General features: G+C 74.2%; 19 protein-coding genes. 8 read left to right on the top strand and 11 right to left on the bottom strand.

What is annotated here, in order from left to right; genetic code table 11:
• Nucleotides 1-41: 41 nt before the first annotated feature.
• On the top strand, nucleotides 42-632 hold the full coding sequence (gene fxsA / locus OG737_RS03230; RefSeq protein WP_405921165.1) for an FxsA family membrane protein: 591 nt from the start codon (nucleotides 42-44) through the stop codon (nucleotides 630-632).
• Between the two features lie 139 nt (nucleotides 633-771).
• Here fxsA and OG737_RS03225 read toward each other — a convergent pair whose 3' ends face one another.
• The 3 genes from OG737_RS03225 to OG737_RS03215 form a co-directional block, all read right to left on the bottom strand.
• Nucleotides 772-1,146 (bottom strand): RNA polymerase-binding protein RbpA, encoded by a 375-nt coding sequence (locus OG737_RS03225; RefSeq protein WP_007262928.1) that lies wholly within the window; start codon nucleotides 1,144-1,146, stop codon nucleotides 772-774.
• Between the two features lie 314 nt (nucleotides 1,147-1,460).
• On the bottom strand, nucleotides 1,461-2,843 hold the full coding sequence (locus OG737_RS03220; protein ID WP_405921164.1) for an MFS transporter: 1,383 nt from the start codon (nucleotides 2,841-2,843) through the stop codon (nucleotides 1,461-1,463).
• Between the two features lie 68 nt (nucleotides 2,844-2,911).
• Nucleotides 2,912-3,682, bottom strand: a complete 771-nt coding sequence (locus OG737_RS03215; protein ID WP_405680274.1) for a glycerophosphodiester phosphodiesterase — start codon at nucleotides 3,680-3,682, stop codon at nucleotides 2,912-2,914.
• A 181-nt stretch (nucleotides 3,683-3,863) separates the two neighbouring features.
• On the opposite strand from OG737_RS03215, the gene OG737_RS03210 reads away from it, so the two are divergent.
• Entirely contained in the window at nucleotides 3,864-5,366 is a 1,503-nt protein-coding gene (locus tag OG737_RS03210) for a PLP-dependent aminotransferase family protein (protein ID WP_328924603.1), read from the top strand.
• A gap of 43 nt (nucleotides 5,367-5,409) precedes the next feature.
• On the opposite strand, the gene OG737_RS03205 is transcribed toward OG737_RS03210, so the two are convergent.
• Together OG737_RS03205 and OG737_RS03200 are read right to left on the bottom strand one after the other, a co-directional pair.
• Nucleotides 5,410-6,978 (bottom strand): hypothetical protein, encoded by a 1,569-nt coding sequence (locus OG737_RS03205; RefSeq protein WP_328924602.1) that lies wholly within the window; start codon nucleotides 6,976-6,978, stop codon nucleotides 5,410-5,412.
• 69 nt (nucleotides 6,979-7,047) lie between these two features.
• On the bottom strand, nucleotides 7,048-7,242 hold the full coding sequence (locus OG737_RS03200; RefSeq protein WP_030031218.1) for a hypothetical protein: 195 nt from the start codon (nucleotides 7,240-7,242) through the stop codon (nucleotides 7,048-7,050).
• Nucleotides 7,243-7,539: 297 nt separating this feature from the next.
• On the opposite strand from OG737_RS03200, the gene OG737_RS03195 reads away from it, so the two are divergent.
• Both OG737_RS03195 and OG737_RS03190 read left to right on the top strand, forming a co-directional pair.
• Nucleotides 7,540-7,962 (top strand): ankyrin repeat domain-containing protein, encoded by a 423-nt coding sequence (locus OG737_RS03195; RefSeq protein WP_405680278.1) that lies wholly within the window; start codon nucleotides 7,540-7,542, stop codon nucleotides 7,960-7,962.
• Between the two features lie 339 nt (nucleotides 7,963-8,301).
• Nucleotides 8,302-9,699: a HEAT repeat domain-containing protein gene (locus OG737_RS03190; RefSeq protein WP_328924600.1), complete on the top strand. Its 1,398-nt coding sequence runs from the start codon at nucleotides 8,302-8,304 to the stop codon at nucleotides 9,697-9,699.
• Nucleotides 9,700-9,859: 160 nt separating this feature from the next.
• Here the strand turns inward: OG737_RS03190 and OG737_RS03185 are convergent, their stop codons facing one another.
• From OG737_RS03185 to OG737_RS03165, 5 genes are all read right to left on the bottom strand, one after another.
• The gene (locus tag OG737_RS03185; RefSeq protein WP_328924599.1) at nucleotides 9,860-10,525 is read right to left on the bottom strand and encodes a hypothetical protein; all 666 of its coding nucleotides are present in this window, start codon (nucleotides 10,523-10,525) and stop codon (nucleotides 9,860-9,862) included.
• Nucleotides 10,522-11,094, bottom strand: a complete 573-nt coding sequence (locus tag OG737_RS03180) for an RNA polymerase sigma factor (RefSeq protein WP_405921163.1) — start codon at nucleotides 11,092-11,094, stop codon at nucleotides 10,522-10,524. The genes OG737_RS03185 and OG737_RS03180 overlap by 4 nt, the downstream gene beginning before the upstream one ends.
• Nucleotides 11,095-11,167: 73 nt before the next feature.
• Complete coding sequence (locus OG737_RS03175) at nucleotides 11,168-12,034, bottom strand: biotin-dependent carboxyltransferase family protein (RefSeq protein ID WP_405921162.1); 867 nt, start codon at nucleotides 12,032-12,034, stop codon at nucleotides 11,168-11,170.
• Nucleotides 12,031-12,648, bottom strand: a complete 618-nt coding sequence (locus OG737_RS03170) for an allophanate hydrolase subunit 1 (protein ID WP_328924596.1) — start codon at nucleotides 12,646-12,648, stop codon at nucleotides 12,031-12,033. Before OG737_RS03170 ends, OG737_RS03175 begins: the two co-directional genes overlap by 4 nt.
• Nucleotides 12,645-13,412 (bottom strand): 5-oxoprolinase subunit PxpA, encoded by a 768-nt coding sequence (locus OG737_RS03165; RefSeq protein WP_328930198.1) that lies wholly within the window; start codon nucleotides 13,410-13,412, stop codon nucleotides 12,645-12,647. Before OG737_RS03165 ends, OG737_RS03170 begins: the two co-directional genes overlap by 4 nt.
• Before the next feature lie 116 nt (nucleotides 13,413-13,528).
• On the opposite strand from OG737_RS03165, the gene OG737_RS03160 reads away from it, so the two are divergent.
• The 4 genes from OG737_RS03160 to OG737_RS03145 are packed head-to-tail and all read left to right on the top strand — an operon-like array spanning nucleotide 13,529 to nucleotide 20,821.
• Nucleotides 13,529-15,034, top strand: coding sequence for a hypothetical protein (locus tag OG737_RS03160; RefSeq protein WP_328924595.1), 1,506 nt, complete (start codon nucleotides 13,529-13,531; stop codon nucleotides 15,032-15,034).
• Nucleotides 15,031-15,186, top strand: a complete 156-nt coding sequence (locus OG737_RS03155; protein ID WP_328924594.1) for a hypothetical protein — start codon at nucleotides 15,031-15,033, stop codon at nucleotides 15,184-15,186. Before OG737_RS03160 ends, OG737_RS03155 begins: the two co-directional genes overlap by 4 nt.
• Nucleotides 15,183-16,082, top strand: a complete 900-nt coding sequence (locus OG737_RS03150) for a hypothetical protein (protein WP_328924593.1) — start codon at nucleotides 15,183-15,185, stop codon at nucleotides 16,080-16,082. The genes OG737_RS03155 and OG737_RS03150 overlap by 4 nt, the downstream gene beginning before the upstream one ends.
• Nucleotides 16,083-16,141: 59 nt before the next feature.
• Nucleotides 16,142-20,821 (top strand): hypothetical protein, encoded by a 4,680-nt coding sequence (locus tag OG737_RS03145; protein ID WP_405921161.1) that lies wholly within the window; start codon nucleotides 16,142-16,144, stop codon nucleotides 20,819-20,821.
• A 94-nt stretch (nucleotides 20,822-20,915) separates the two neighbouring features.
• On the opposite strand, the gene OG737_RS03140 is transcribed toward OG737_RS03145, so the two are convergent.
• Nucleotides 20,916-21,392, bottom strand: a complete 477-nt coding sequence (locus OG737_RS03140; protein ID WP_328924591.1) for a hypothetical protein — start codon at nucleotides 21,390-21,392, stop codon at nucleotides 20,916-20,918.
• Between the last annotated feature and the right edge of the window lie 346 nt (nucleotides 21,393-21,738).

The following is a 21,738-nucleotide window of genomic DNA, read 5'->3' as shown; positions in this document are numbered from 1 at the left end:
GGCTGAGGCCGCTTTTACACGGACCCGTGCACACTGGGAGCATGACGACCGGCGTTCCCACATCGACGGCCCCCCGGCGGCGCTCACCCGCCCGTACGTTCCTCCCCCTGGCGATCGCCGCCTGGCTGATCCTGGAGATCTGGCTGCTCAGCCTGGTCGCCGACGCGGTCGGCGGGCTCGCCGTCGCCGCGCTGCTCGCGGGCGGGATGATCCTGGGCGTGGTGGTCATCAAGCGGGCCGGGCGACGTGCCTTCAAGAACCTCGCGGACACTTTCCAGCAGGCCCAGCAGGGACGGCAGCCCGCCGCGCAGCAGCCCGGCCAGGGCAACGGCCTCACCATGCTGGCGGGCCTGCTCCTGATCATGCCCGGCCTGATCTCCGACGTGGCGGGCCTGCTCTGCCTGCTCCCGCCGGTCCGGGCATGGATCGGCCGGAGCGCGGCCCGTTCGCTGGAGCGCAAGATGGCCTCGGCCCCCGCCGGCTCCTTCGGCGACGCCTTCACGCAGACCCGCATCCACTACCCCGACGGCAAGGTCGTCCAGGGCGAGGTCATCCGCGAGGACCGGCCGCAGCAGCCGGGCGGTACGGGTGGCCCGGGCGACACGGCGTACCGGCCCCCGCTCGCCCCGTAGGCGACTCCGACTCGACCGGTCCGGGAGGAGCCTGCATCAAGCGGGCAAAACCTGACAAAGGCGACGGGTAAATGCAACGCCGAGGGGCCCCGCCACACTATGTGGCGGGGCCCTCGGCTTGTTCGTTTACGTCCGGCTGTCAGGCGGACTTGCGGCTGTCCCGCGGATGCACGGCAATGTTCATGGCGCCGGAACGAAGGACCGCAAGCCTCTCGGCCAGCACTTCCTCCAGCTCCTCGCGGGTGCGCCGCTCCATGAGCATGTCCCAGTGCGTTCGCGCAGGCTTGCCCTTCTTCTCTTCGGGCCCGTCCCCGTCCACCAGGAGTGCCATGGCGCCGCACGCCTTGCACTCCCACTCCGGCGGAATTTCTGCCTCAACCGAGAACGGCATCTCAAATCGATGTCCGTTCTGGCATGCGTACTCCACCGCCTGGCGCGGGGCCAGATCGATGCCGCGGTCCGTCTCGTAGCTGGTAACCACGAGGCGCGTACCGCGGAGAGCTCGCTCACTCATGAATCGTGCCTCCCGGGCTTTGTCGCCCACAGGACAGGTGTCGCTGTCGTCGTCATCCGGTCAACGTCCGGTCGGCGGTATAGATTCCCGCTCCGGGTCATGCGTCGCCCGTCGTGCCGCCCCTTGTTGTACCCACCAATGCCCGTTTTGTCACATCTGGCAGCAGATGTCACCCAACGTCCACGCTTCTTTAGCGCGCAGTAACGGTCCGCCTGGCAGGCCAAAGGCGTACACTACCGGCCCTTTGCTTCAACGTCTAAATCCGTTCGGAATTCGCTCATGGATCCGGGCCGGGCGCGCTCGCGGATCCGGTCTCAGATCCGCTCCGGTACAGGATTGCCTGCCGCCTCCACCGCGCGCCGCACCGGCACTCTGGCCAGCAGCACGAAACCCAGTGCGAAGAAGACCACCAGCGAGATGATCGCGTCCCGGTAGCTGCCGGTGAGCTGGTAGGTCAGGCCGAAGACCAGGGGTCCCACCCAGCTCAGCCCGCGGTCGCTCATCTCGTACGCGGAGAAGTACTCGGCCTCCTTGCCCGCCGGCACCAGGTGCGAGAAGAGCGAGCGCGACAGCGCCTGGCTGCCGCCCAGCACCAGCCCGATCATCGAGGCCAGTGCGAAGAACCACACCGGAGTCCGGGCCGGCAGGAAGTACCCGGCCGCCAGCGTCAGCCCCCACGCGGCCAGTGAGCCGAGGATCGTCCGCTTGGCACCGTAGATCCGGGCCAGCCGGCCCATGCCCAGGGCGCCCGCCACCGCGAGGACCTGCACGAGCAGCACCGCCCCGATCAGGGTGGACTGCTCCAGCTCCAGTTCCTCCGACCCGTAGATCGAGGCCTGGGAGATCACCGTCTGCACGCCGTCGTTGTAGATCAGGTAGGCGAGCAGGAACGACATGGTCAGCGGGTAGCGCCGCATGTCCTTCAGTGTCGCGACGAGCTGCTTCCAGCCGCTGACGGCCGGACCCGCCCCGGGCTCGCGGACCACGGCGCGGTCCCGCAGCCGGCGCAGCGGGATCAGCGCGAAGGCCCCCCACCACAGGCCCGCCGAGGCCAGGCAGATCCGTACCGCCTCGCCCTCGGACAGGCCGAAGGAGTCGTGGCCCTGGAAGAGCACCAGGTTCACCACCAGCATCAGGGAGCCCGCGGTGTAGCCGAAGGCCCAGCCCCGCGAGGAGACCGTGTCCCGCTCGTCGGGAGTGGAGATCTGCGGCAGATAGGCGTTGTAGAGCACCATCGAGACGGACAGCGCGGCATTCGCCACGATCAGGAGCAGCCCGCCCAGCAGGTAGCGCTCACCGCCCAGGAAGAACATCCCGGTGGTCGCGGCGGCGCCCGTGTAGGCGGCCACCGCCAGCATCGGCTTCTTGCGTCCGGTCCGGTCGGCGACCGCACCCACCAGCGGCATGAGCACCACGGCCAGGATCACCGATGCCGAGACCGAGTAGGCGAAGAAGGACCCCGCCCGCACCGGGACGCCCAGCGGGTGTACGAAGCCTTCGGTGTCCGCCGCTGCCTTGGCGATCGCGGTCAGGTACGGCCCGAGGAACACGGTGAGCACGCTCGCCGAGTACACCGATACGGCGAAGTCGTAGAAGTACCAGCCCCGCTGCTCGCGCTTGCGCGCCGCCGTCGCCGCGGCGGCCGATCTGCCGTCCTCGGCGCCGGATTCCGCTTCGTCTTCGGTCTGCGCACTCATTCGGTGCCCCCTCGCTTGTCCCCGTACCGCGCGGCCCCCGGGAGCCCGCGCGGGCACCCGTGCCCTTGTCAGGCCCAGGCCCCGCGCCGGTCCAGCACCGCGCGCAAGATGTCGATCCGGTCGGTCATGATGCCATCGACACCCAGGTCGAGGAGAGCCTCCATACGTTCCGGTTCGTTCACGGTCCACACGTGCACCTGCAGGCCCCGCTCGTGCGCGGTCCGCACGAAGCGCCGGTCGACCACGCGGATCCCCGCCTGGGTCTCCGGAACCTGGGCCGCCACCGCCCCCACGCGCAGCGCCGCCGGGATCGCGTACGAGCGCAGCCGCAGGCCGAGCACCCCGCGCACGCCGTACGAGGTGGCCAGCCGGGGCCCGGCGATCTTCTGGGCCCGCGCCACCCGGCCCTCGGAGAAGGAGCCCACGCAGACCCGGTCCCAGACACCTGCCCGCGCGACCAGGTTCACCAGGGGGTGCAGCGCCGACTCGGCCTTGATGTCGATGTTCCAGCGGGCGTCCGGGAACTCTTCGAGGAGGTCCTCGAAGAGGGCCAGCGGCTCGGTGCCCCCGACCCGGGCCTCGCGGATCCGCTTCCAGGGCAGCTCGGCGATCCGGCCCTGCCCGTCGGTGACCCGGTCCAGCGTGGAGTCGTGGAAGGCGACGAGCTTCCCGTCGGCGGTGGCGTGCACATCGGTCTCGAAATACCGGTAGCCGGCCTCGGCGGCCCGGCGGAAGGCGGCGGCGGTGTTCTCCAGCCCGTCCGCGGCTCCTCCCCGGTGTGCGAAGGGAATCGGAGCCGGGTGGTCCAGATACGGATGGCGAAGGCGTACGTGCGTCACGGCGGCAGTATCCCTCGTGGCGGGGCGTGCTGCTGGTACGCGGGGTGAACGGGGGGCGGAGGCGGGGACGCCCCTGGTGGAGGTGGACCGGCCCGTGGCAGTCTGTGTCCGCAGACTTCAATCCAATCCCGGCCTCAGGCGTCCCCGTCGAGGCCAATCCGACGAAGGTGGACCGGACGCAATGGCCGAATGGACCTCAGCGGTCGGTGCCGCACAGCTCGCCCGTCTGATCACCTCCCAGCAGGACCGCACCGCCGCACCCGGCTCGCGCAAGCTGCCCGCGTACCGCACCCTCGCCGACGGGATCCGCCTCCTCGTCCTCGAAGGCCGCGTCCCGGTCGCCGCCCGGCTGCCCGCCGAGCGCGAGCTGGCCGTCGCCCTCTCCCTCAGCCGCACCACCGTCGCCGCCGCGTACGAGGCCCTGCGCGGGGAGGGGTTCCTGGAGTCCCGCCGGGGCGCCGGCAGCTGGACCTCCGTACCGGCCGGGAACCCGCTGCCCGCCCGGGGCCTGGAGCCGCTGCCGCCCGAGTCCCTCGGCTCGATGATCGACCTCGGCTGCGCGGCCCTGCCCGCCCCCGAGCCCTGGCTCACCAAGGCCGTCCAGGGCGCGCTGGAGGAACTGCCCCCGTACGCGCACACCCACGGCGACTACCCGGCCGGCCTGCCCGCCCTGCGCCGGATGCTCGCCGACCGCTACACCGAGCAGGGCATCCCCACCATGCCCGAGCAGATCATGGTCACCACCGGCGCGATGGGCGCCATCGACGCCATCTGCAGCCTCTTCGCCGGGCGCGGCGAGCGGATCGCCGTGGAGTCGCCCTCGTACGCGAACATCCTGCAGCTCATGCGCGCGGCCGGGGTCCGCCTCGTGCCCGTCGCCATGGCCGACGGGCTGTCTGGCTGGGACATGGACGTGTGGCGCCAGGTCCTGCGGGACTCCGCCCCCCGCCTCGCCTACGTCGTGGCCGACTTCCACAATCCCACCGGAGCCCTCGCCTCCGAGGAGCAGCGCCGCGCGATGGTCGAGGCCGCCCGCTCCGCGGGCACCGTCCTCGTCGCCGACGAGACCATGCTGGAGCTCCGGCTGGACCCGGATCTGGAGATGCCCCGCCCGGTCTGTTCCTTCGACCCGGCAGGCAGCACCGTGATCACCGTGGGCTCCGCCAGCAAGGCCTTCTGGGCCGGCATGCGGATCGGCTGGGTCCGCGCCGCCCCCGACGTCATCCGCAGCCTGGTCGCCGCCCGCGCCTACGCGGACCTGGGCACGCCGGTGCTGGAACAGCTCGCGGTGAACTGGCTGATGCGGTCCGGGGGCTGGCAGGAGGCCGTAGGCATCCGTCGCGACCAGGCCAGGGAGAACCGGGACGCGCTGGTCGCCGCGGTGCGCCGGGAACTGCCCGACTGGGAGTTCGAGGTCCCCCGGGGCGGTCTGACCCTCTGGGCCCGCGCCGGCGGCCTCTCGGGCTCCCGGCTGGCCGAGGTGGGGGAGCGGGTCGGTGTACGGGTCCCCTCGGGGCCCCGGTTCGGCGTGGACGGTGCCTTCGAGGGCTACGTCCGGCTGCCCTTCACCGTGGGCGGCCCGGTGGCCGAGGAGGCCGCCACCCGGCTGGCGGCGGCGGCCGCCCTGGTCAGCACGGGCGCGGCAGGCAGTGGCGCCGAGCCCCCGCGGACGTTCGTGGCGTAAGAAGGTCCCGTACAAGGCAGTTCTTGGCCGGTGCGGGGCCGGGTCACGGGATCTCCGAGGTGGTGACCGCCTGGCTCCGCCGGGCCTTGCCCAGCGTCACGTCACCCTGCCGCTCCGGCAGGAGCTCCAGCACGGCCTGGCGGAAGGCCGGGTGCGCGGCGTCGTCGTACGGGTCCGGGGTGGCGGGCACCTGGAGCCGGTGCACCGGCCCCGAGCCGAGCCGTGCGTAGCCGCGCCCCGGCGGCACCTGGGTCGTCGGCGTGGTGTGCGGCGGCAGCCCCAGGACATCGGCGATCTGCTGGATCGCGGCGGGCCCGAGTACGACGCGGGCGCGGGTGTGCTGCCACACGGCGTCGCTCAGCAGCTCCAGGTGGTCGAAGTGTTCGCTCACCACCACGGTGATGTGCGCGGCCCGCCCGTGCCGCAGCGGCACCTGCAGCTGGGCGAGCGGATCGGGTGCCCCCTCGGCCGCCGCGAGATGTGTCAGCACGCTCGGCCGGTCGAGCAGGATCCACAGGGGACGGCGGGTGTCCTCGGGCGCCGGGCGCCCGGCCTCGCGGGCACGGTGGGTGGCGATGAGGCGCCGCTCCGTCTCCTGGGCGGCCCATTCCAGGGTGGACAGTGCTCCGATCGGCCCGCACTCCACGCCGAGGACGCCGCTGCGCCCGGACAGGCAGGAGTACTCGCCGCTGCCGCCGCCCTCGACGATCAGTACGTCTCCCCCGTGCCGCAGGGCCTGCAGGGCGACGGAGCGCAGCAGGGTGGAGGTGCCGCTGCCGGGTTGGCCGACGGCCAGCAGGTGGGGCTCGCCGGAGCGGGGTCCGGTGCGCCAGATCACCGGGGGCACGTCCCGGGGCTCGTCGCCCTCCAGGACGGGCAGGGTGCGCTGGACGCTGCGGGGGTCGGTGAAGCCGAGGACGGTCTCACCGGGGGAGGTGACGAACGGCTGGGCGGCGACACCCGTCGGCAGCGCCGCCAGCACCATCAGGTCGAGCTGGTTGCCCTCCTCGTCCCAGTCGAAGAGATACTCCCGTCCGCGCCCGGACTTGGCGTGCAGCAATGCCTCGATCCGGGCCCGTGAGGTGGCCTCGCCATCGGTGAAGTAGGCCGGGTAGCGGATGTGGAGCCGGGTGACGCGGCCCGCCTCGTCGAACTCGTAGCCGCTGAAGGCCTTGTCCCAGTCCCCGCCGTGGGCGAAGAGCGGGCTCGGATCCTCCGGGATGGAGAAGTACGGCACGAGGGCTTCGTAGAGGGAGCGGAGCCGTTCGGTCTCGGCATCGCTGGGCCCGGCCTTCACCGGGGCGCGGTCGCGTCCCTGCCAGGCCGCCGCCGCCATGAGGGTGATCAGGGTGGTGAGCGGTCCGTAGGGGACGAGTGCGACCACGAGGACGCAGGCGGCTCCCAGGAACAGCGCGGGACCACGCTTGTCCTTGGGGGTTTCGGACCATTTGCGCCGCCCGGCCGAAGCCAGGACGCGCAGGCCGCGTCCGATGGTGAGGAGCGGATGGAGGACGTCCGTGGCGCTGTCGGCGGCCGTGCGAGCGATGTCGCGGCCCCGGGCCAGCGGCGCGGTGCCGCGCTGAAGGATGCGGGGAAGTGGGCGCCGGGCCACGGGCGTCTCCTGGAGTTGTGGATGCTCGGGTACTTCGGGTGGGGCTGGGCGTCTTCGGTCGGCGGCGGCCTAGAGCTTGATCCCGCCGAGCAGGCTCGCGAGGCTCGCCGTGCTCGCCGTGATGCTGGGGGCGATGGCGGAGCCTGCGAGGAAGAAGCCGAAGAGCGAGCAGACGAACGCGTGCGTCAGCTTCATCCCGTCCTTCTTGAAGAACAGGAAGCAGATGATGCCGAGCAGGACGACGCCTGAGATGGACAGGACCATGTGCGTTTCTCCTGGTGGGTGGGGACATTCACCATCAGTTCTTCCAGGCTCACAGGAAGTATCAATGCGACAAAAGGTGCATACGGGTGAATCCAGGGGTTTTTCACTGGACCGGCCCACCCCGGCTGGCGCGTCCGGCGTGAAGGGGGGCAAGGGTGATCATTGCCTCGGCCTGGCCCGGACATGTGCAGGTCCGGGCGCTACCCTGGCGATTCACCCGTACGGACGCAGTGCCGTGCACCCCCCTGCCCGCCCGGCCCCGGGGGAACGAGCAGCGAGTGAAAGGCGGTACGAACGATGAGCGAGCGCAGCGCGGAAGGCCCCGGTTCCCAGGACGTCCCCGACGAGGACGTCATCGAACTGGCCACCAAGATCTTCGACCTCGCCCGTCAGGGTGAGACCGAGACGCTCACCGCGTACCTCGACGCCGGGGTCCCGGCGAACCTCACCAACGACCGCGGCGACACCCTCGTCATGCTCGCCGCCTACCACGGCCACGCCGACGCCGTCGCGGCCCTGCTGGCCCGCGGCGCGGAGGCCGACCGCGCCAACGACCGCGGCCAGACCCCGCTCGCCGGAGCCGTCTTCAAGGGCGAGGAGGCCGTCATCCGCGCCCTGCTCGCCGGAGGGGCCGATCCGAACGCCGGAACCCCCTCCGCCGTGGACACGGCGCGCATGTTCGCCAAGGCCGACCTGCTGGAACTCTTCGGAGCCAAGTAATCCGTTTTTGCCCGTGACATGGCGGGGCCCGGCCGCTTCCCGACCTCACAGGTTGGTCACGGCGGCCGTAAATGTGGTCGCGGCGCACAAACCGCCTGGGTCATCATGGCGACGGATTCGATTCGCGAACATGACGGACGGGCAGGAGCGGGCTGGACACAACGGGTGTCCATACCCCCCTGCCGGACCGGCCGCCATGGCCGCGGAGCACCGACGAGAGTGAGAAGGCAATGGTCTACATCGAGCGGAACCTGACGGCGGACGTCCTCACATGCTGTTACGCGGCCCTGTGAATCCCGATTCCCGGTTGCGTCCCCAGCTTGATTTGAGGCCATTCCCATGTTCGAACCAGTCATAGCGCCGAGCGGCACCCTGCTCGGGCTCCTCCAGCGCGGCCGCGGCGACGGCACGCTGCACGCTCTCGCGGCACCCAGGGCGGAGGCCCTCGCGGCCCTCAACCAGTGCGTGCTCCGCGACCCGCGCCAGGACTGGCAGGTCGAGAACCGCTCCTTGTACTACGCCCGGCTGTACCTGGATCTCGACGGCCCCCTCGGCGAGATCGAGACCCACCTCTTCAGCGCCGACGACCTCGTCGACGAAGAGGACCACCGGACGGGCCTCGCCCTGTCCGTACTGGGCCACCTGGCCTCGTACGGCCGCGACGACGCGCTCATGCTGCTGCGCCGGTACGCCGCCTCCGGGGCGAACTGGGCCTGGGCCCTCGACGAGCTCGCCCTGCGCGACGACGACGAGGGGCTGCGCGGCCTCGCCAGATCCGTCCTCGCCAGATTCCCCGCCACGGCGGAGGGCGAGGCGCGGCTGGCCGCTGCCGTCCGCGACGCGTACGAGCCGAGGCCCTGGAGCCTGTGGGAGGAGTCACCGCGGTACGGGGAGCGCCTGCGCGCAGCCCGTCAGCAAGGCTCCTTCGACCGCTGGCAGCGCCAGCTGACGCCCAGGGGCCCCCAGCCCGGCTGGGGCGTCCAGGCCGTCTTCGACTGGGCCGCCGACGGCCTGCGCCGCGGCACCCCGCTGCACGTGCCCGCCGCGCGCTGCCTCGCCGCCGTGGCCGCGCCCGAGGACCGTCCCGCCATCCTCGCGGCGGCCGCCGGAGCCTCCGGCGAAGCCGCCCGCGCCACCGCCCTGCACCACCTGGTCCTCGCCGAACCGGACAACCCGGCCGTCCTGGACCTCATCGAAGCCGCCGCCGACGAGCCGGCCGTGGCCGCGTACGAGCGCATGTGCGGCCCGGAGGCCGTCGAACGCGCCCGGCGCTGGATCCACCGCCCCGACGCCCTGGGAGCGGCCGCCGCGGCCACCCTGGCCGCCCGGGGCGGAGCCGAGGACGCCGCCCTGGTCCTCGGAGCCCTGCGCTCCACCGTCCGCGGCTCCGGCCCGGACACGCGGCGGCTGTTCGCCCTGGTGGACGGAGCCGGCCGCCTCGCCATCGGCTGCGCGGCCCCCGTACTGCGCCACATCTACCGCGAGACGGCCTCGTCCCACCTGCGCGGCCGGGCCGCACGGGCCCTGGCCAGCACCGACCCCTCCTTCGCGGCGGGCTTCGCCGTCGAATGCCTGTGGGACTGCGAGGAGACCACCCGGGAAGTCGCGGCCCGCCAGGCCGAAACAGCCGACGCACGCGTCGCCCCCCGGCTGCGCCGCCTGGCGGCGGACCCCGCGGAGGAAGAGGACGTCCAGTCGGCGGTCCGCAGCCGCATCGCACCGGAGTCCGCCGTGTAGCTCCGCCGGCGGCCCCACCGACGCCACTCGGCCCGGCCCCCTGACAAGAGGGGGGCCGGGCCGAGTGCTGCGGCGGCCCCACCGACACCACTGGGCCCGGCCCCCTGACAAGAGGGGGGCCGGGCCGAGTGCTGTGACGGCGTGCGGCCGCGCAGCGCAATCAGGGCGAAAGGGTGGCCGGTACGCCGGGGGGTGGGGTGGGGGGCCCCAACCGCTGCGCCTCGAGGAAGGCCTCCAGGTAGTCGTCCGAGCAGTACGGAACGTCTTCGTTCTCCACGATTCCGAAGGCGAGTCCTTGCTTCCCCTCCCACCACGGCTGGAAGTACGCCCATGTGACCAAGAGTGTGTGTCCTGGGGGGACCGCCTTCGGGTTGACCTTGAGGGTGCGTCCGTCATCGCCGCGCGAGAGACCGGCGGCGGGATCGGCCTGCGGGCCTCGGACCCAGCCCTTGACCGCCTTGCACTGGCGTTCCGGCAGCAGCGGGACCGCGACGGCCCGGACCCCCAGTTCCTTCAGCCGGTCGGCCAGGGCCGGGACCTGCGCCTGCCGGGGCGGATCGAACCGCAGCGACCCGTCCGGATCCCTCGTGATCTCGGGCGCGTCCGAGGCCGAACGGCTCGGCGTGCCGGCCGGCAGGGAGCCGGTGCGGATGCTGCCCGTGAGGGTCATGACGGCGACCACGGAGGCCGTGGCGGCGCCCACCGCGAACGGGATGCCGTACCGCCGGGCGAAGGACCGGGCGGGGGTCGCGGGCGCGGCCTCCGGGAGGCGGGCCAGAAGCGCCGCCTTGAGGCGGTCCTCGAAACCGCTGGGCCTGGCGCTCATCGGGCTGCCTCCAACTGGGGTTCGGCGAGGGAGTCCGGGCCGCGCAGGGCGCGCCGGGCGCGGTGCAGGCGGACGCGGATGGTCGCCTGGGTGATGCCGAGGGCCTGGGCGGCCTCGGCCGGGGTGAGTTCGTCGACGACCACGAGGTCGAGCGCGGCACGCAGTGGCTCGGACAGGGCGGCGTGGCGCTCGGCCAGGTCCCTGAAAGCCCTCTGGGCGTCGATCCGTTCCTCCAGCGCGGCGACGTCCTCGTCGTCGAGGAGGCGGCGCCCACTGAGCCGGGCCAGCGCGCCGCTCTCGCGGGCCAGCCCCCGGGCGTGGCCCGACAGGACGTTGCGGGCTATGCCGAACAGCCAGGCGACCGGAGCTCCCCTGTGGCCCCGGTAGCCGCCGGCCGATCCCATCGCCGCGAGGAAGATGTCCGCCGTCAGGTCCGCCGCGAGGTGCGGGTCGGCGACCCGGCGGGTGACGAAGCCGAGTACGGCGTCGATGTGTTCCTCGTAGAACGCCCCGAATCCCTCGGGCGTGGTGAGATCCGGTGGTCCGGTCTCGTGTCGTGGGCTGCGCACCCAGTTCCTCCCCTGCGTAGGGGACCCGGTCGGCCCCCTCACCCAGTACTTGGCCGAAGCCCCCTCGAACGTTTCATCGGGACCGGAGGAAGCGGACGGGAACCCCCGGCCGGGCCTGCGCCGCCGCGTCCAGGGCCGGGCCCGGCGGGACCACGCCCACCGCCGGATAGCCGCCCGTCACCGGGTGGTCGGCCAGGAACACCACCGGCAGGCCGTCCGGGGGGACCTGGACCGCGCCCAGCACCATGCCCTCGCTGGGCAGTTCACCGGCGCGGCCGCGGACCAGCGGCGGCCCGGCCTCGGTGCGCAGGCCGATGCGGTTGGACTCCGGCGACACCCGGAACACCGAACGCCACAGCCCGGCGAGCGACGCCTCCGTGAACCAGTCCGCCCGCGGCCCCAGCCGCAGGGGGAGCAGCAGTTCCGACGGAGCCCCGGGCAGGCCGTACGCGTCCGCCCCGGGGGAGGGGGCCGGCCCGGCGGGACCCACCGGCAGCGTCATACCGGCCGACAGCACCGGCGGCCCCAGGCCCGACAGCAGGTCCGTCGAGCGACTGCCCAGGACCGGCGGGACGGCGAGGCCGCCCCGCACCGCGACGTAGCCGCGCAGACCCGACTCCGCCCGGCCCACGTGCAGCTCCGCACCGGCCGACAGCCGGACCGCGGCTCCCCAGGCCACCGGGCGGCCTGCCACCCGTACGGAACAGGGCGCGCCCGTGACCGCCACGGTCACCGGGGCGAGGGCCCGCAGCCCGACCCCGTCCATGGTCGTCTCCAGCGCCGCCGCGTCCGGCGGGTTGCCGACCAGCCGGTTGGCCAGCGCGTGCGCCGCCGTGTCGAGCGCCCCCGAGCGCGGGACCCCCAGGTGCGCGTACCCCGGGCGTCCCCGGTCCTGGAGCGTCGTCAGGGCTCCCGCCCGTACCACCAGCAGCCCGCTCATCCGGCCGCCTCCGTGAACCGCACCCGCACCCCGGGCGCGAACAGCGCCGCCGGTTCCCGCTGCGGATCCCAGAGCACCGCGTCGGTGGACCCGATCAGCTGCCAGCCGCCGGGGGAGGAGCGCGGGTACACGCCCGCGTACTCGCCCGCCAGCGCCAGTGAGCCCGCCGGGACGGCCGTACGGGGCGTGGCCCGCCGGGGGAGGTGGAAACGCTCCGGCAGACCCGTCAGGTAGCCGAAGCCGGGGGCGAACCCGCAGAACGCCACCCGGAAGACGGTGCCGCCGACGATGTCCGCGACCTCTTCGGGAGCCACCCCCCACAGCCGGGCGGCCTCGGCCAGGTCCGGTCCGTCGTACCGCACCGGGACGGTCACCAGCGGGCCCTGCGTCCGCGTGAGCGGCGGCACCTCCCACCGGGCGATCCGGGCGCCCAGCCCGGCCGGGTCCCGTACGCCGTCCAGCAGCACCGTGCGCGCCGCGGGCACGAGGTCCCGTACGGCGCCCAGCTCGCCCGCCTCCCGCCGCCGCAGCAGCTCGGCGTGGAGCGCGGCGACCTCGGCCGCCGAGCCGAGCTCGATCAGCAGCGCCTCCCCGCCCACCACCAGGGTCCTCACGCGAAGGCCTCCACCCGGACCCCGGCCGAGCCCAGCGACTCCCGGACCGCGCGGGCGAGTTCCGCGGCGCCCGGGGTGTCCCCGTGCAGGCACAGCGAGCGCGCGGCGACCGGGACCTCGGACCCGTCGGCCGCCGTGACCGCCCCCTCGGCGGCCATCCGCACCGCCCGCGCCACCACGGCGTCCGGGTCGTGCACCACCGATCCCGGCTCGGTGCGCGGCACCAGCGTCCCGGCGGGCGTGTACGCGCGGTCGGCGAAGGCCTCCGGTACGGGAGCCAGCCCGGCTTCCGCGGCGGCGGAGAGGAGCAGCGATCCGGGAAGGCCGAGCACCGGCAGGCCGCCCGTGGCGCCGGACCCGGCCGCCATCCGGACGCCCGCGACCACGGCGGAGGCCTGTTCGGCGTCGTGCACGGTGCGGTTGTAGAGCGCACCGTGCGGTTTCACGTACGACACCCGCGAGCCGGCCGCCCGCGCGAACACCTCCAGGGCCCCGATCTGGTAGGCCACTTCGTCGGCCAGCTCACCGGCCGGCACGTCCATGGAGCGCCGGCCGAAGCCCGCCAGATCACGGTAGGAGACCTGCGCCCCGATCCGTACGCCCCGCGCGGCCGCCAGCTCGCACACCCGGCGCATGATGGACGGGTCCCCGGCGTGGAAGCCGCACGCCACGTTCGCGCTCGTGACGACGGACAGCAGGGCCTCGTCGTCGGTCAGGGTCCACCGGCCGAAACCCTCGCCCAGATCGGCGTTGAGGTCGATCACCGGAGTCGATGCGATCATGGAAGCCATGCGCTGAGCGTAGAGCAGGCGGCCCGGGGACGATCCGGCCGAACCATGCCGTTTGGGATGTTGTCCGTGACAGCGCCTAGTCTTTGTCCGTGACTCTCCCAGCCCCGGCGAAGACCCTTCCGTCCCCGGCGCCGGGCCCGGCCGCCGACGAGGGCCTGGCCCGGCGGCTGCGCGCCCTCGCCTGCACCGCCCCGCTGCACGACCTCGACGTACGCAAAGCCAATCTGGCGGGCGAGTACGGGGTCTACGCGATGGCGGAGGTCGCGCTGGCCGCGATCGACCTGGTCACGCTGAACATGGACTTCGACACCGGCGCCGACCACGAGCAGATAGTGGCCAGGCTGATGCCGCGCGTCGCCGCCCAGGCCCCGGCCCGCCCGGCGGCCGAGCACGAGCGCGTCGCCCGCTGGGTGCTGGAGAACCTGATCAACGTCGGCAGCGTGGACCGCGGCTTCCGCGCGATCTACGGCACCTTCGGCCCGGACGGGGTCTACGTCCGGCGCGACTACGACTTCAAGCTGATCGAAGAGGTCCCCGGCTACGGCGGCGCGGTCTACCTGCGCACCACCGACGAGGCTGTCAACGTCCTGGTCGGCGCCCTCGACACCGACGTCACCAGCGCCCAGATCGCGGCCGAGGTCAAGCTGGAGGTGCTGATCAGCCGGGGCCGGCTGGCGGACGCCCAGCTCGCCGCCGAACAGGCCCGCTACCGCACCGTCCAGTACGCGGAGACCCTGCGCCGCACGCTCGACGCGACGCGGCGCAACGTGCGGGCGGTGGACTGGCTCCAGGCCGTCCCCGACATGATCGCGGAGGCCCTCGACCACGTCGCCGACCGCTACCGCCACGAGAACGCGATCCTCACCAACATCCGCAAGGCGCGGGACGAGGCGGAGGAGCCGGAGAACAAGCGGCGCGCGGCCGAGCTCGTCGACATCGTAAAGGACTGCATCCGCCGCCACACCCAGCTCCAGTCCCGGCTCCTGGACGCCGGACCGCTCTTCCGCGCCGAGCAGGACCGCCAGGCCTTCGCCGCGCCCGCGCGGCGCTCCGGCATCGATCTGTACGGGCAGCTGGTGGCCCCGCTGCTGCCGCTGCCGCTGGAACAGGCGAGGCGGGTGACGGACGCCTTCTTCGCCTCCGGCGCGGGTCTGCGCACGCCGGTCTCGGTGCGCGTGGGGGACCTGGTCGACATCCTGCTCACCCCGCCCGTGGAGCGGGAGCACCTCGGCGCGGAGATGCCCGAACCGGACCTCATCGCGACACCGGACGACAGCCGCTTCAGCGAGGAGCAGCTCGCCGCCGCGATGGAGCTCCTGGACCTGCCGCACGACGCCCCGCGCCGGCTGTCCGGCCTCCTCGCCGAGGCCCGCCGCAGCGACCCGGACCTGCCGTACCTGGTGGCCCTGCTGGCCGTCCACGCGGCGAGCCCGGCCGTCGGCACGGCATACCGCCAGGGCGAGGAGCGGCTGCTCTTCGCGGTGGACGACGGCACGCAGCTCGACGATCCCGAGTTCGGCGGCGCGGACCTGATCGTCGGCACCGCGCTGCTCGACGCGGCCGGCATGGCCGCGGACCGCGCGGAGGCGGCATGAGCCGGCCGCCCGCCCTCACCGCGCGGGCAACGGCGGCCGCCGCCGGGGCGTGGCGACGCCGCCCCGGGGTGCGGGGGCCCGCCGTCGACACCGCCGCACCCCACACCACCCGAACCCGCAGCACCCGCACCGCCGAGGAGACCCACCCGTGAGCGACCACCACGCCGAGCACACCGCGTGGAGCGAGCCGGCGCCGTCGGCTCCCGTCGCGCTCGCCCCCACCGCCGCGGTGACCCCCGCCGACGCCGCCGACGCGGCCCGGCTCGTCGCCTTCGGGCTGCAGCCCAAGCTGCTCCCCGCCCGTGACGCCGAGTACGCCGAGCTGCTGCGCCGCTACCGCGAGGACCCCGCCTTCGGCCGCCTCGCCGACGCCGTCGCCACCGGCCTCGGCCTCGTCGTGCTGGAGGTGTCCCCGCGCGCCGGCATGGCCGTGGCCGCCGGGGAGGACTCCGTCTTCGCCGTCCGCATGGGCGACTACGCCCGCCGCACGGCCGCCGACTCCGCCGACCGCTTCCTGCACGGCCTCGCGCACCTCGCCGTCGCCGCCCTCGCCTTCCCCCGCCCCGAGGACCTGGCCGACGACGGCTACATCGGCCGCATCACGGTGAACGGCGTCGACGCCTTCGTCCGGCAGACCTGCCGCCGCCTGGAGGAGCGTGCCGAGGAGCTCGGCGAGAACACCGACCCCGCCTCCGACGCCCCCGGCCTGGAGGCCGCCTGGCGGGTCTACGCCCGCCGCAGCGCGACCGGCGCCACCAAGGACGCCCGCCGCCTCGCCGGGTCCACCACCGGCATCGTCGGCAAGGCCGCCGCCTTCCTCACCGAGTCCGGCTTCCTCCAGCGCACCGGCGACGACGCCGGCGGCACCTACCGCACCACCCCCCGCTACCAGCTCCAGGTCCGCGACATGGCGGGCAGCGCGGCCATGGCCGAGCTCCTGGAACTGGGCGTGGTCCCCGTCAGCGACGGCTCCGCCACCCTCCTGCCGCCGCCCGAGGGCGACGACCTGGAGCTCGCCGCCGACGCCGGCCTGCCCTTCCACGCCTGAGCCAGCCATCCCGTCCCCGTCCCCGTACGACCTACGAAAGACCACGAGAGTCCGCCGCCATGTACGAGCTGTCCCGGATCCGCCTCTACTCCATCGGGCCCGCCGGCGCGCGCTACGCCGACACCGTGCTCGACCTGCGCGGAGTCGGCGAGCCGGTGCCCCACCCGGCGCCGGCCCAGGCGGAGTTCTTCGAGGACGAGCCCACCGGCCCGCCGCGCCGCCCCGCGCCCGCCGGCGTGCTCTTCCTGGAGAACGGCGGCGGCAAGTCCGTCCTCCTCAAGCTGATCTTCTCGGTGATGCTCCCCGGCCACCGCAACACCCTCGGCGGCGCCAGCTCCGGCGTGCTGCGCAAGTTCCTGCTCGCCGACGACTGCGGCCACGTGGCCCTGGAGTGGCAGCACACCCAGACCGGCGAATGCGTGGTCGTCGGCAAAGTCAGCGAATGGCGCGGCCGCCAGGTCTCCAACGACCCGCGCAAGTTCGCCGAGGCCTGGTACTCCTTCCGCCCCGGCCCGGGCCTGAGCCTGGACAACCTCCCCGTCGCCGAGGCCACCGCGGTCCGCCCGCCCGTCGAAGGCGCCTCCGGAGCCCAGGGCCGCCGCCGCACCATGAAGGGCTTCCGCGACGCCCTCACCGAGTCCGGCAAGGCGTACCCGCACCTGGAGGTCTACTTCGAGGAGATCCACGACCGCTGGAACGAGCACCTCACCGAACTCGGCCTCGACCCCGAGCTCTTCCGCTACCAGCGCGAGATGAACGCCGACGAGGGCGAGGCCGCGGGTCTCTTCGCGGTCAAGAAGGACTCCGATTTCACCGACCTCCTGCTGCGCGCCGTCACCGACACCCGTGACACGGACGGCCTCGCCGACCTGGTCCACGGCTTCGGCAACAAGCTCGGCCGCCGCGCCGAGCTGATGGCCGAGCGGGACTTCACCGCCGGTTCGGTGGACCTGCTCACCAAGATCGTGGAGGCCGCCGGGACCCGCTCCCGGCTGCGCGACGTCCACGCGGGCGCCGAACGCCGTACGCGCACCCTCGCCCGGCGGCTGTCCGCCCGCGCCACCGAGGAACGCGGCCGGGCCGCCGACCTCGCGCAGCGCGTCACCGGCGCCGCCCACCAGGTCACCGCCGCCGAGTCCGCGCGCGCCCGCAGCGCCGCGGTCTCCGCCGAACTTGCCTACCGGCACGCCTCGCTGGCCCTGACCGTCGCCGACAAGGCCGCCGCCGCCCAGCGCCGCGAACTCCTCGAAGCGCGCACGCTGCACTCCGCCTGGCAGGCCGCCGAGAACGTACTGCGCCACCGCGCCGCCGCCGACCGCTCCGCCCGGGTCGCCGCCGCGATCCTGGAGGCCGAGCGGGACGCCGCCCCGGCGCTGGCCGCGCGCGCCACGGCCGCCGCCGAGCTCGTACGGGCCCTGCACACCGCCGCCGAGCACGGCGAGCGGGTCGCCAACGAGGAGGAGGAGCGTTCCGCCGGGCTGCAGGCCATCGGCGAGGCCGCCCACCGGGACGCGACCGCCGCCGCCACGGCCGCGCAGCGGGCGCGCAGCGAGGCCGAGCACCTGCGCTCGCGCCTCGGCGAGGTCCAGCAGGAGACCGCCGAAGCCGTCCGGGCCGGCTGGCTCGACGACTCCGCGCCCGACGCCGACCCGGCCCGCGCCGCCCTCGCGGCCACCGACGCCGAGAAGACCGCGGTCGCCGCCTGGGACGAGTCCCGGGAGGCCGCCCGCGCCGCAGCCGACGCCGCCCGTGAGGCGGCCGCCACGGAATCCCGCGCCGAACTCACCGCCGCCCGCGCCGCGGACGCCGCCGACGGGGCCGACGCCTCCCACGACGCGGAACACCGCGCCGCGGCCTCCCTCGCCGGCTCCCCGCGCCTGGCCGACCTCCTGGGCCTCCCGGACACCCCCGCCCAGGCCCCGGGCCTTCCCGGGCCCCGGGGCGAGGCCTCCCGCCCGGACGGGCACCCGGAAGGGCACCAGGACCGATCCGGCGACCCGGGCACGGCCCAGGACCACGGCTCCGCCGCCGGACGGCTCACCGCCGAGGACCTCGACCGGAACGCGGAGGACCTCCACCACCTGCTGACCGACGGAGTCGCGGCGGCCGAACGCCAGCTGTTCGAGCTGCGCACCGCCGCCGCCGACGACGCCCGCATCCTCGGCGCCCTCGGCGACGGCGGACTGCTGCCGCCCGGCCCCGACGTCCTCGCCACCGTCGAGTACCTCGGCGAACACGGCATCCCCGCCCTCCCCGGCTGGCGCTACCTCGCGCAGTCCGTGGACCCCGCCGACCACGCGGCCGTCCTCGCCGCCCGCCCCGAACTCGTCGACGGCGTCGTCATCACGGACCCCGACACCCACACCCGCGCCCGCGAGGTCCTCTCCGGCGCCGCCCTGCTGCCCCGCTCCACCGTCGCCGTCGGAACGGCCGCCGCCCTGCTGGCCCCCGTCCCGCAGACCGACGACGACGCGGTGTTCCTCGTACCGCCGAACCCGGCCATGCACGACGAGCACGCCGCCGACGAGGAGCGCCAGGCGCTGCGCACCCGCGCCACCGCCCGGGACACCGAGATCCGCGACCTCGCCGCGCGCCTCGCCGGGGACCGCGAGCTCGCCGCCCGGCTCGCCTCCTGGCGCACCGGCTGCCCGGCCGGCCGCCTCGCCGAGCTGGCGCAGCAGGCCGCGGCCGCCCGGGCGTTCGCCGAGGAGGCCGACGCCGAGCTCGCGGAGGCCCGGACCGTACGGGCGGAGGCCGACGAGGCCGCCGCCGACGCGGCCCGGGTCCGCGACGAGCGCCAGGACACCGCGCAGCGGGCCCGCCGGGTCGCCGACGCCCTCGCCGGGCTCGCCTTCCGCCTGCGCGAGCGCGCCGGCTGGCAGGCCCGCCTGCGTCAGCTCGCCGACGAGGCCGCCGAGTCCGAAGCCCGCGCCGAGGTCTGCCTGGACCGGGCCCGCGCCGCCGACGAGGACCGCCGCGCCGCCCAGCGGGCAGCCGACGACGCCCGCCGCACCGCCCGCGCCCTGCGGGCCGAGCGTGCCGAGATCGCCGGCGCCCCCGAGCCCCTCCCCGAGGACGACGGGACGGTCAAGGCGCCGCTCCCCGACCTCCGCGAGGCCTACCGCGCCGCGTCCCAGCTCTACGAGAAGGTCGGCGTCGGCGCCGACCTGCGTGCCGAACAGGCCCGCGCCGAGAGCGACGAGAGCGCCGCCCTCGCCGAACTCGACCGCCTCACCAACAAGGTCCGCACCCGCGCCGCCCAGCTCCTCGAAAGCACCGACGGAGCCGACGGCCCCTCCCGGCAGGCGGCCGCTGCACGCGCCGAGTCCCTCGTCCAGATGCTGGAGACCCGGGCCTCCCACGCGAGTGAGCAGCTCGGACGGCTGCGCGGCGAGGCCGAACGCCACGCCCCCGCCGAGGGCGAGGCGCACACCGAACTGCCCGAGGAGCTCATCCCCCAGGACGTCGAGCGGGCACAGGGCCTGCTGCGTACGGCCACCGCGCAGCTCGCCGCCCACACCGCCGCGGTGGAGAGCGCCCGGGCCGCCCACGCGGACCTGCTGCGGGCCCACCGCACCGCCGAGGACGGCGCCGGCGGTTTCGACGAGACCGCGGCCATGCTGCGCGACCTCCTGCGTGACCACACGCACGCCGACGACGAGCAGGAGCCGGTGCCCCACCCGGGCTCCCTGGAGGAGGCCCGCCAGTCCGCCACGGAGGCCCGCCGCTCCCTGCGCGGCTGCGCGGCCGACCTCTCGGCCGCCGAGGCCGCGGTGCGCGAGGCGAGCGACATCCTGGTCCGGCACGCCAACTCCAACCGGTACGAGCAGGTACGCACCCCCGCGCGGCAGCAGATCCGCGAACTGCCCGCCTCCGCCCTGCCCGAGCACGCCGCGGCCTGGGCCACGGCCTTCGCGCCGCGGCTGCGCGTCCTCACCGACGAACTGGCGCAGCTGGAGCGCAACCGCGACAGCATCGTCGACCGCCTGCGCGGCCTCGTGGAATCGGCCCTGGCCACACTCCGCTCGGCCCAGCGCCTGTCCCAGCTGCCGGAAGGGCTGGGGGAGTGGTCGGGGCAGGAGTTCCTGCGGATCCGCTTCGAGGAGCCGGACCAGGCCACGCTCACCGAGCGGCTCGGCGAGGTCATCGACGAGGCCACCCGCGCGGCCGTGAAGAAGAACAGCAACGCCTCCTTCGGCGAGGGCCGCCGCGACGGCATGTCGCTGCTGCTGCGAGGTGTCCAGGCAGCCCTCGAACCCAAGGGCATCTCCGTGGAGATCCTGAAGCCGGACGCGGTGCTGCGCGCCGAGCGCGTGCCGGTCGGGCAGATGGGGGACGTGTTCTCCGGCGGGCAGCTGCTGACCGCCGCGATCGCGCTGTACTGCACGATGGCGGCGCTGCGCAGCAATGACCGCGGACGGGACAAGCACCGCCACGCGGGCACGCTGTTCCTCGACAACCCGATCGGCCGCGCGAACGCCACGTACCTGCTGGAGCTCCAGCGGGCCGTCTCCGACGCGCTCGGTGTCCAGCTGCTGTACACCACGGGCCTGTTCGACACCACGGCGCTCGCCGAGTTCCCGCTGGTCATCCGCCTGCGCAACGACGCGGACCTGAGGGCGGGCCTGAAGTACATCAGCGTGGAGGAACACCTGCGCCCGGGCCTGCCGCAGCAGTCCCCGGAGGCGGAGACCATCCACGGCGAGATCACGGCCACCCGCATGTTCCGCCGAAGCTGAGCCCCGCCGCCCCGGACTCCGCCCGCGAGGCGGTCCGGGGCCGCCAGGACGGTCCCGGCGGCCGGGCGGGATCCGCCGGCCGCCGGGTGCGCGGTCAGCGGCGGCCGAACGCCGCGAGGGGGCCGTCCTCGCGGGGTATTCGCGCCGGGGCGGCCTTGCGGGCCGCACGGGCGGCCTCGGCGGCCCGGCGGGCCTCCCGGCGGCGGCTGCGGGCCGTGCTGCTCGGCTCCGAGACCACCCCGTACCGCTGGTTCCAGGTCTGCCGGGTGATCCATACGTCCAGCACGCCCCAGGTGGCCACGATCGTGCCCGCGACCGCGCCGAGCGCCATCGGGAAGGCCAGCCACGAGCTGGTCAGCGTGAGGAAGAAGGTGACCGTCGCCTGCGTCAGTGTCACGGCCACGATCAGCACCGCCCGCACCGCCGACGTCCGCACCGGATCCGGCATCCTCCGCCGTCGGGCCGGCTCCTCGACCCACAGCCCACGGCCGCCCGCGCCGCCGGCACCCCCGGCACTCGTACCCGCACCTGCGCCACCGTCGTGCGCGTCGCCGCCCACATATCCGTTCATGGTCCGCTCACTCCCCACCGCGCGGTCCGCAACGCCTACCCCGCAACGCCTACCCCGCCATGCCTACCCGGCCACGCCCACCCCGACGTGTCCCCCGAACAGAAGACGTACGGCGCCGCCGAGAGATTCCCGCTTCACGGACACCGTCACCACCGGACCCGTTGAGCGCGGAACGAATAATTCCAGCCATCCATCCAATTGCGGGAACTGACGCCTCACCAAGTGTCATCTGCCACATATCGGGCCGCACTTGACCGGAAGTATCGGACAACTCCCGATCTTCGGCCAGGGGTCCGGCCGAAAATGTCCGGACACGCCTTCGAAGCCGCCCCCGGGCAGTAGTAGG

Source organism: Streptomyces sp. NBC_00122, assembly GCF_045160845.1.
Taxonomy (GTDB): domain Bacteria; phylum Actinomycetota; class Actinomycetes; order Streptomycetales; family Streptomycetaceae; genus Streptomyces.
The sequence above is the reverse complement of the archived record's forward strand: the minus strand, read 5'-3'. Positions and strand labels throughout refer to the sequence as shown.

What these genes read in the sequence shown, in the direction of transcription:
- fxsA (WP_405921165.1), top strand. Translation starts at nt 42, where the DNA reads ATGACGACCGGCGTTCCCACATCGACGGCCCCCCGGCGGCGCTCACCC.
- OG737_RS03185 (WP_328924599.1), bottom strand. Translation starts at nt 10,525, where the DNA reads ATGAGCGCCAGGCCCAGCGGTTTCGAGGACCGCCTCAAGGCGGCGCTT.
- OG737_RS03145 (WP_405921161.1), top strand. Translation starts at nt 16,142, where the DNA reads ATGTACGAGCTGTCCCGGATCCGCCTCTACTCCATCGGGCCCGCCGGC.
- OG737_RS03175 (WP_405921162.1), bottom strand. Translation starts at nt 12,034, where the DNA reads ATGAGCGGGCTGCTGGTGGTACGGGCGGGAGCCCTGACGACGCTCCAG.
- OG737_RS03220 (WP_405921164.1), bottom strand. Translation starts at nt 2,843, where the DNA reads ATGAGTGCGCAGACCGAAGACGAAGCGGAATCCGGCGCCGAGGACGGC.
- OG737_RS03190 (WP_328924600.1), top strand. Translation starts at nt 8,302, where the DNA reads ATGTTCGAACCAGTCATAGCGCCGAGCGGCACCCTGCTCGGGCTCCTC.
- OG737_RS03195 (WP_405680278.1), top strand. Translation starts at nt 7,540, where the DNA reads ATGAGCGAGCGCAGCGCGGAAGGCCCCGGTTCCCAGGACGTCCCCGAC.
- OG737_RS03210 (WP_328924603.1), top strand. Translation starts at nt 3,864, where the DNA reads ATGGCCGAATGGACCTCAGCGGTCGGTGCCGCACAGCTCGCCCGTCTG.
- OG737_RS03200 (WP_030031218.1), bottom strand. Translation starts at nt 7,242, where the DNA reads ATGGTCCTGTCCATCTCAGGCGTCGTCCTGCTCGGCATCATCTGCTTC.
- OG737_RS03155 (WP_328924594.1), top strand. Translation starts at nt 15,031, where the DNA reads ATGAGCCGGCCGCCCGCCCTCACCGCGCGGGCAACGGCGGCCGCCGCC.
- OG737_RS03140 (WP_328924591.1), bottom strand. Translation starts at nt 21,392, where the DNA reads ATGAACGGATATGTGGGCGGCGACGCGCACGACGGTGGCGCAGGTGCG.
- OG737_RS03225 (WP_007262928.1), bottom strand. Translation starts at nt 1,146, where the DNA reads ATGAGTGAGCGAGCTCTCCGCGGTACGCGCCTCGTGGTTACCAGCTAC.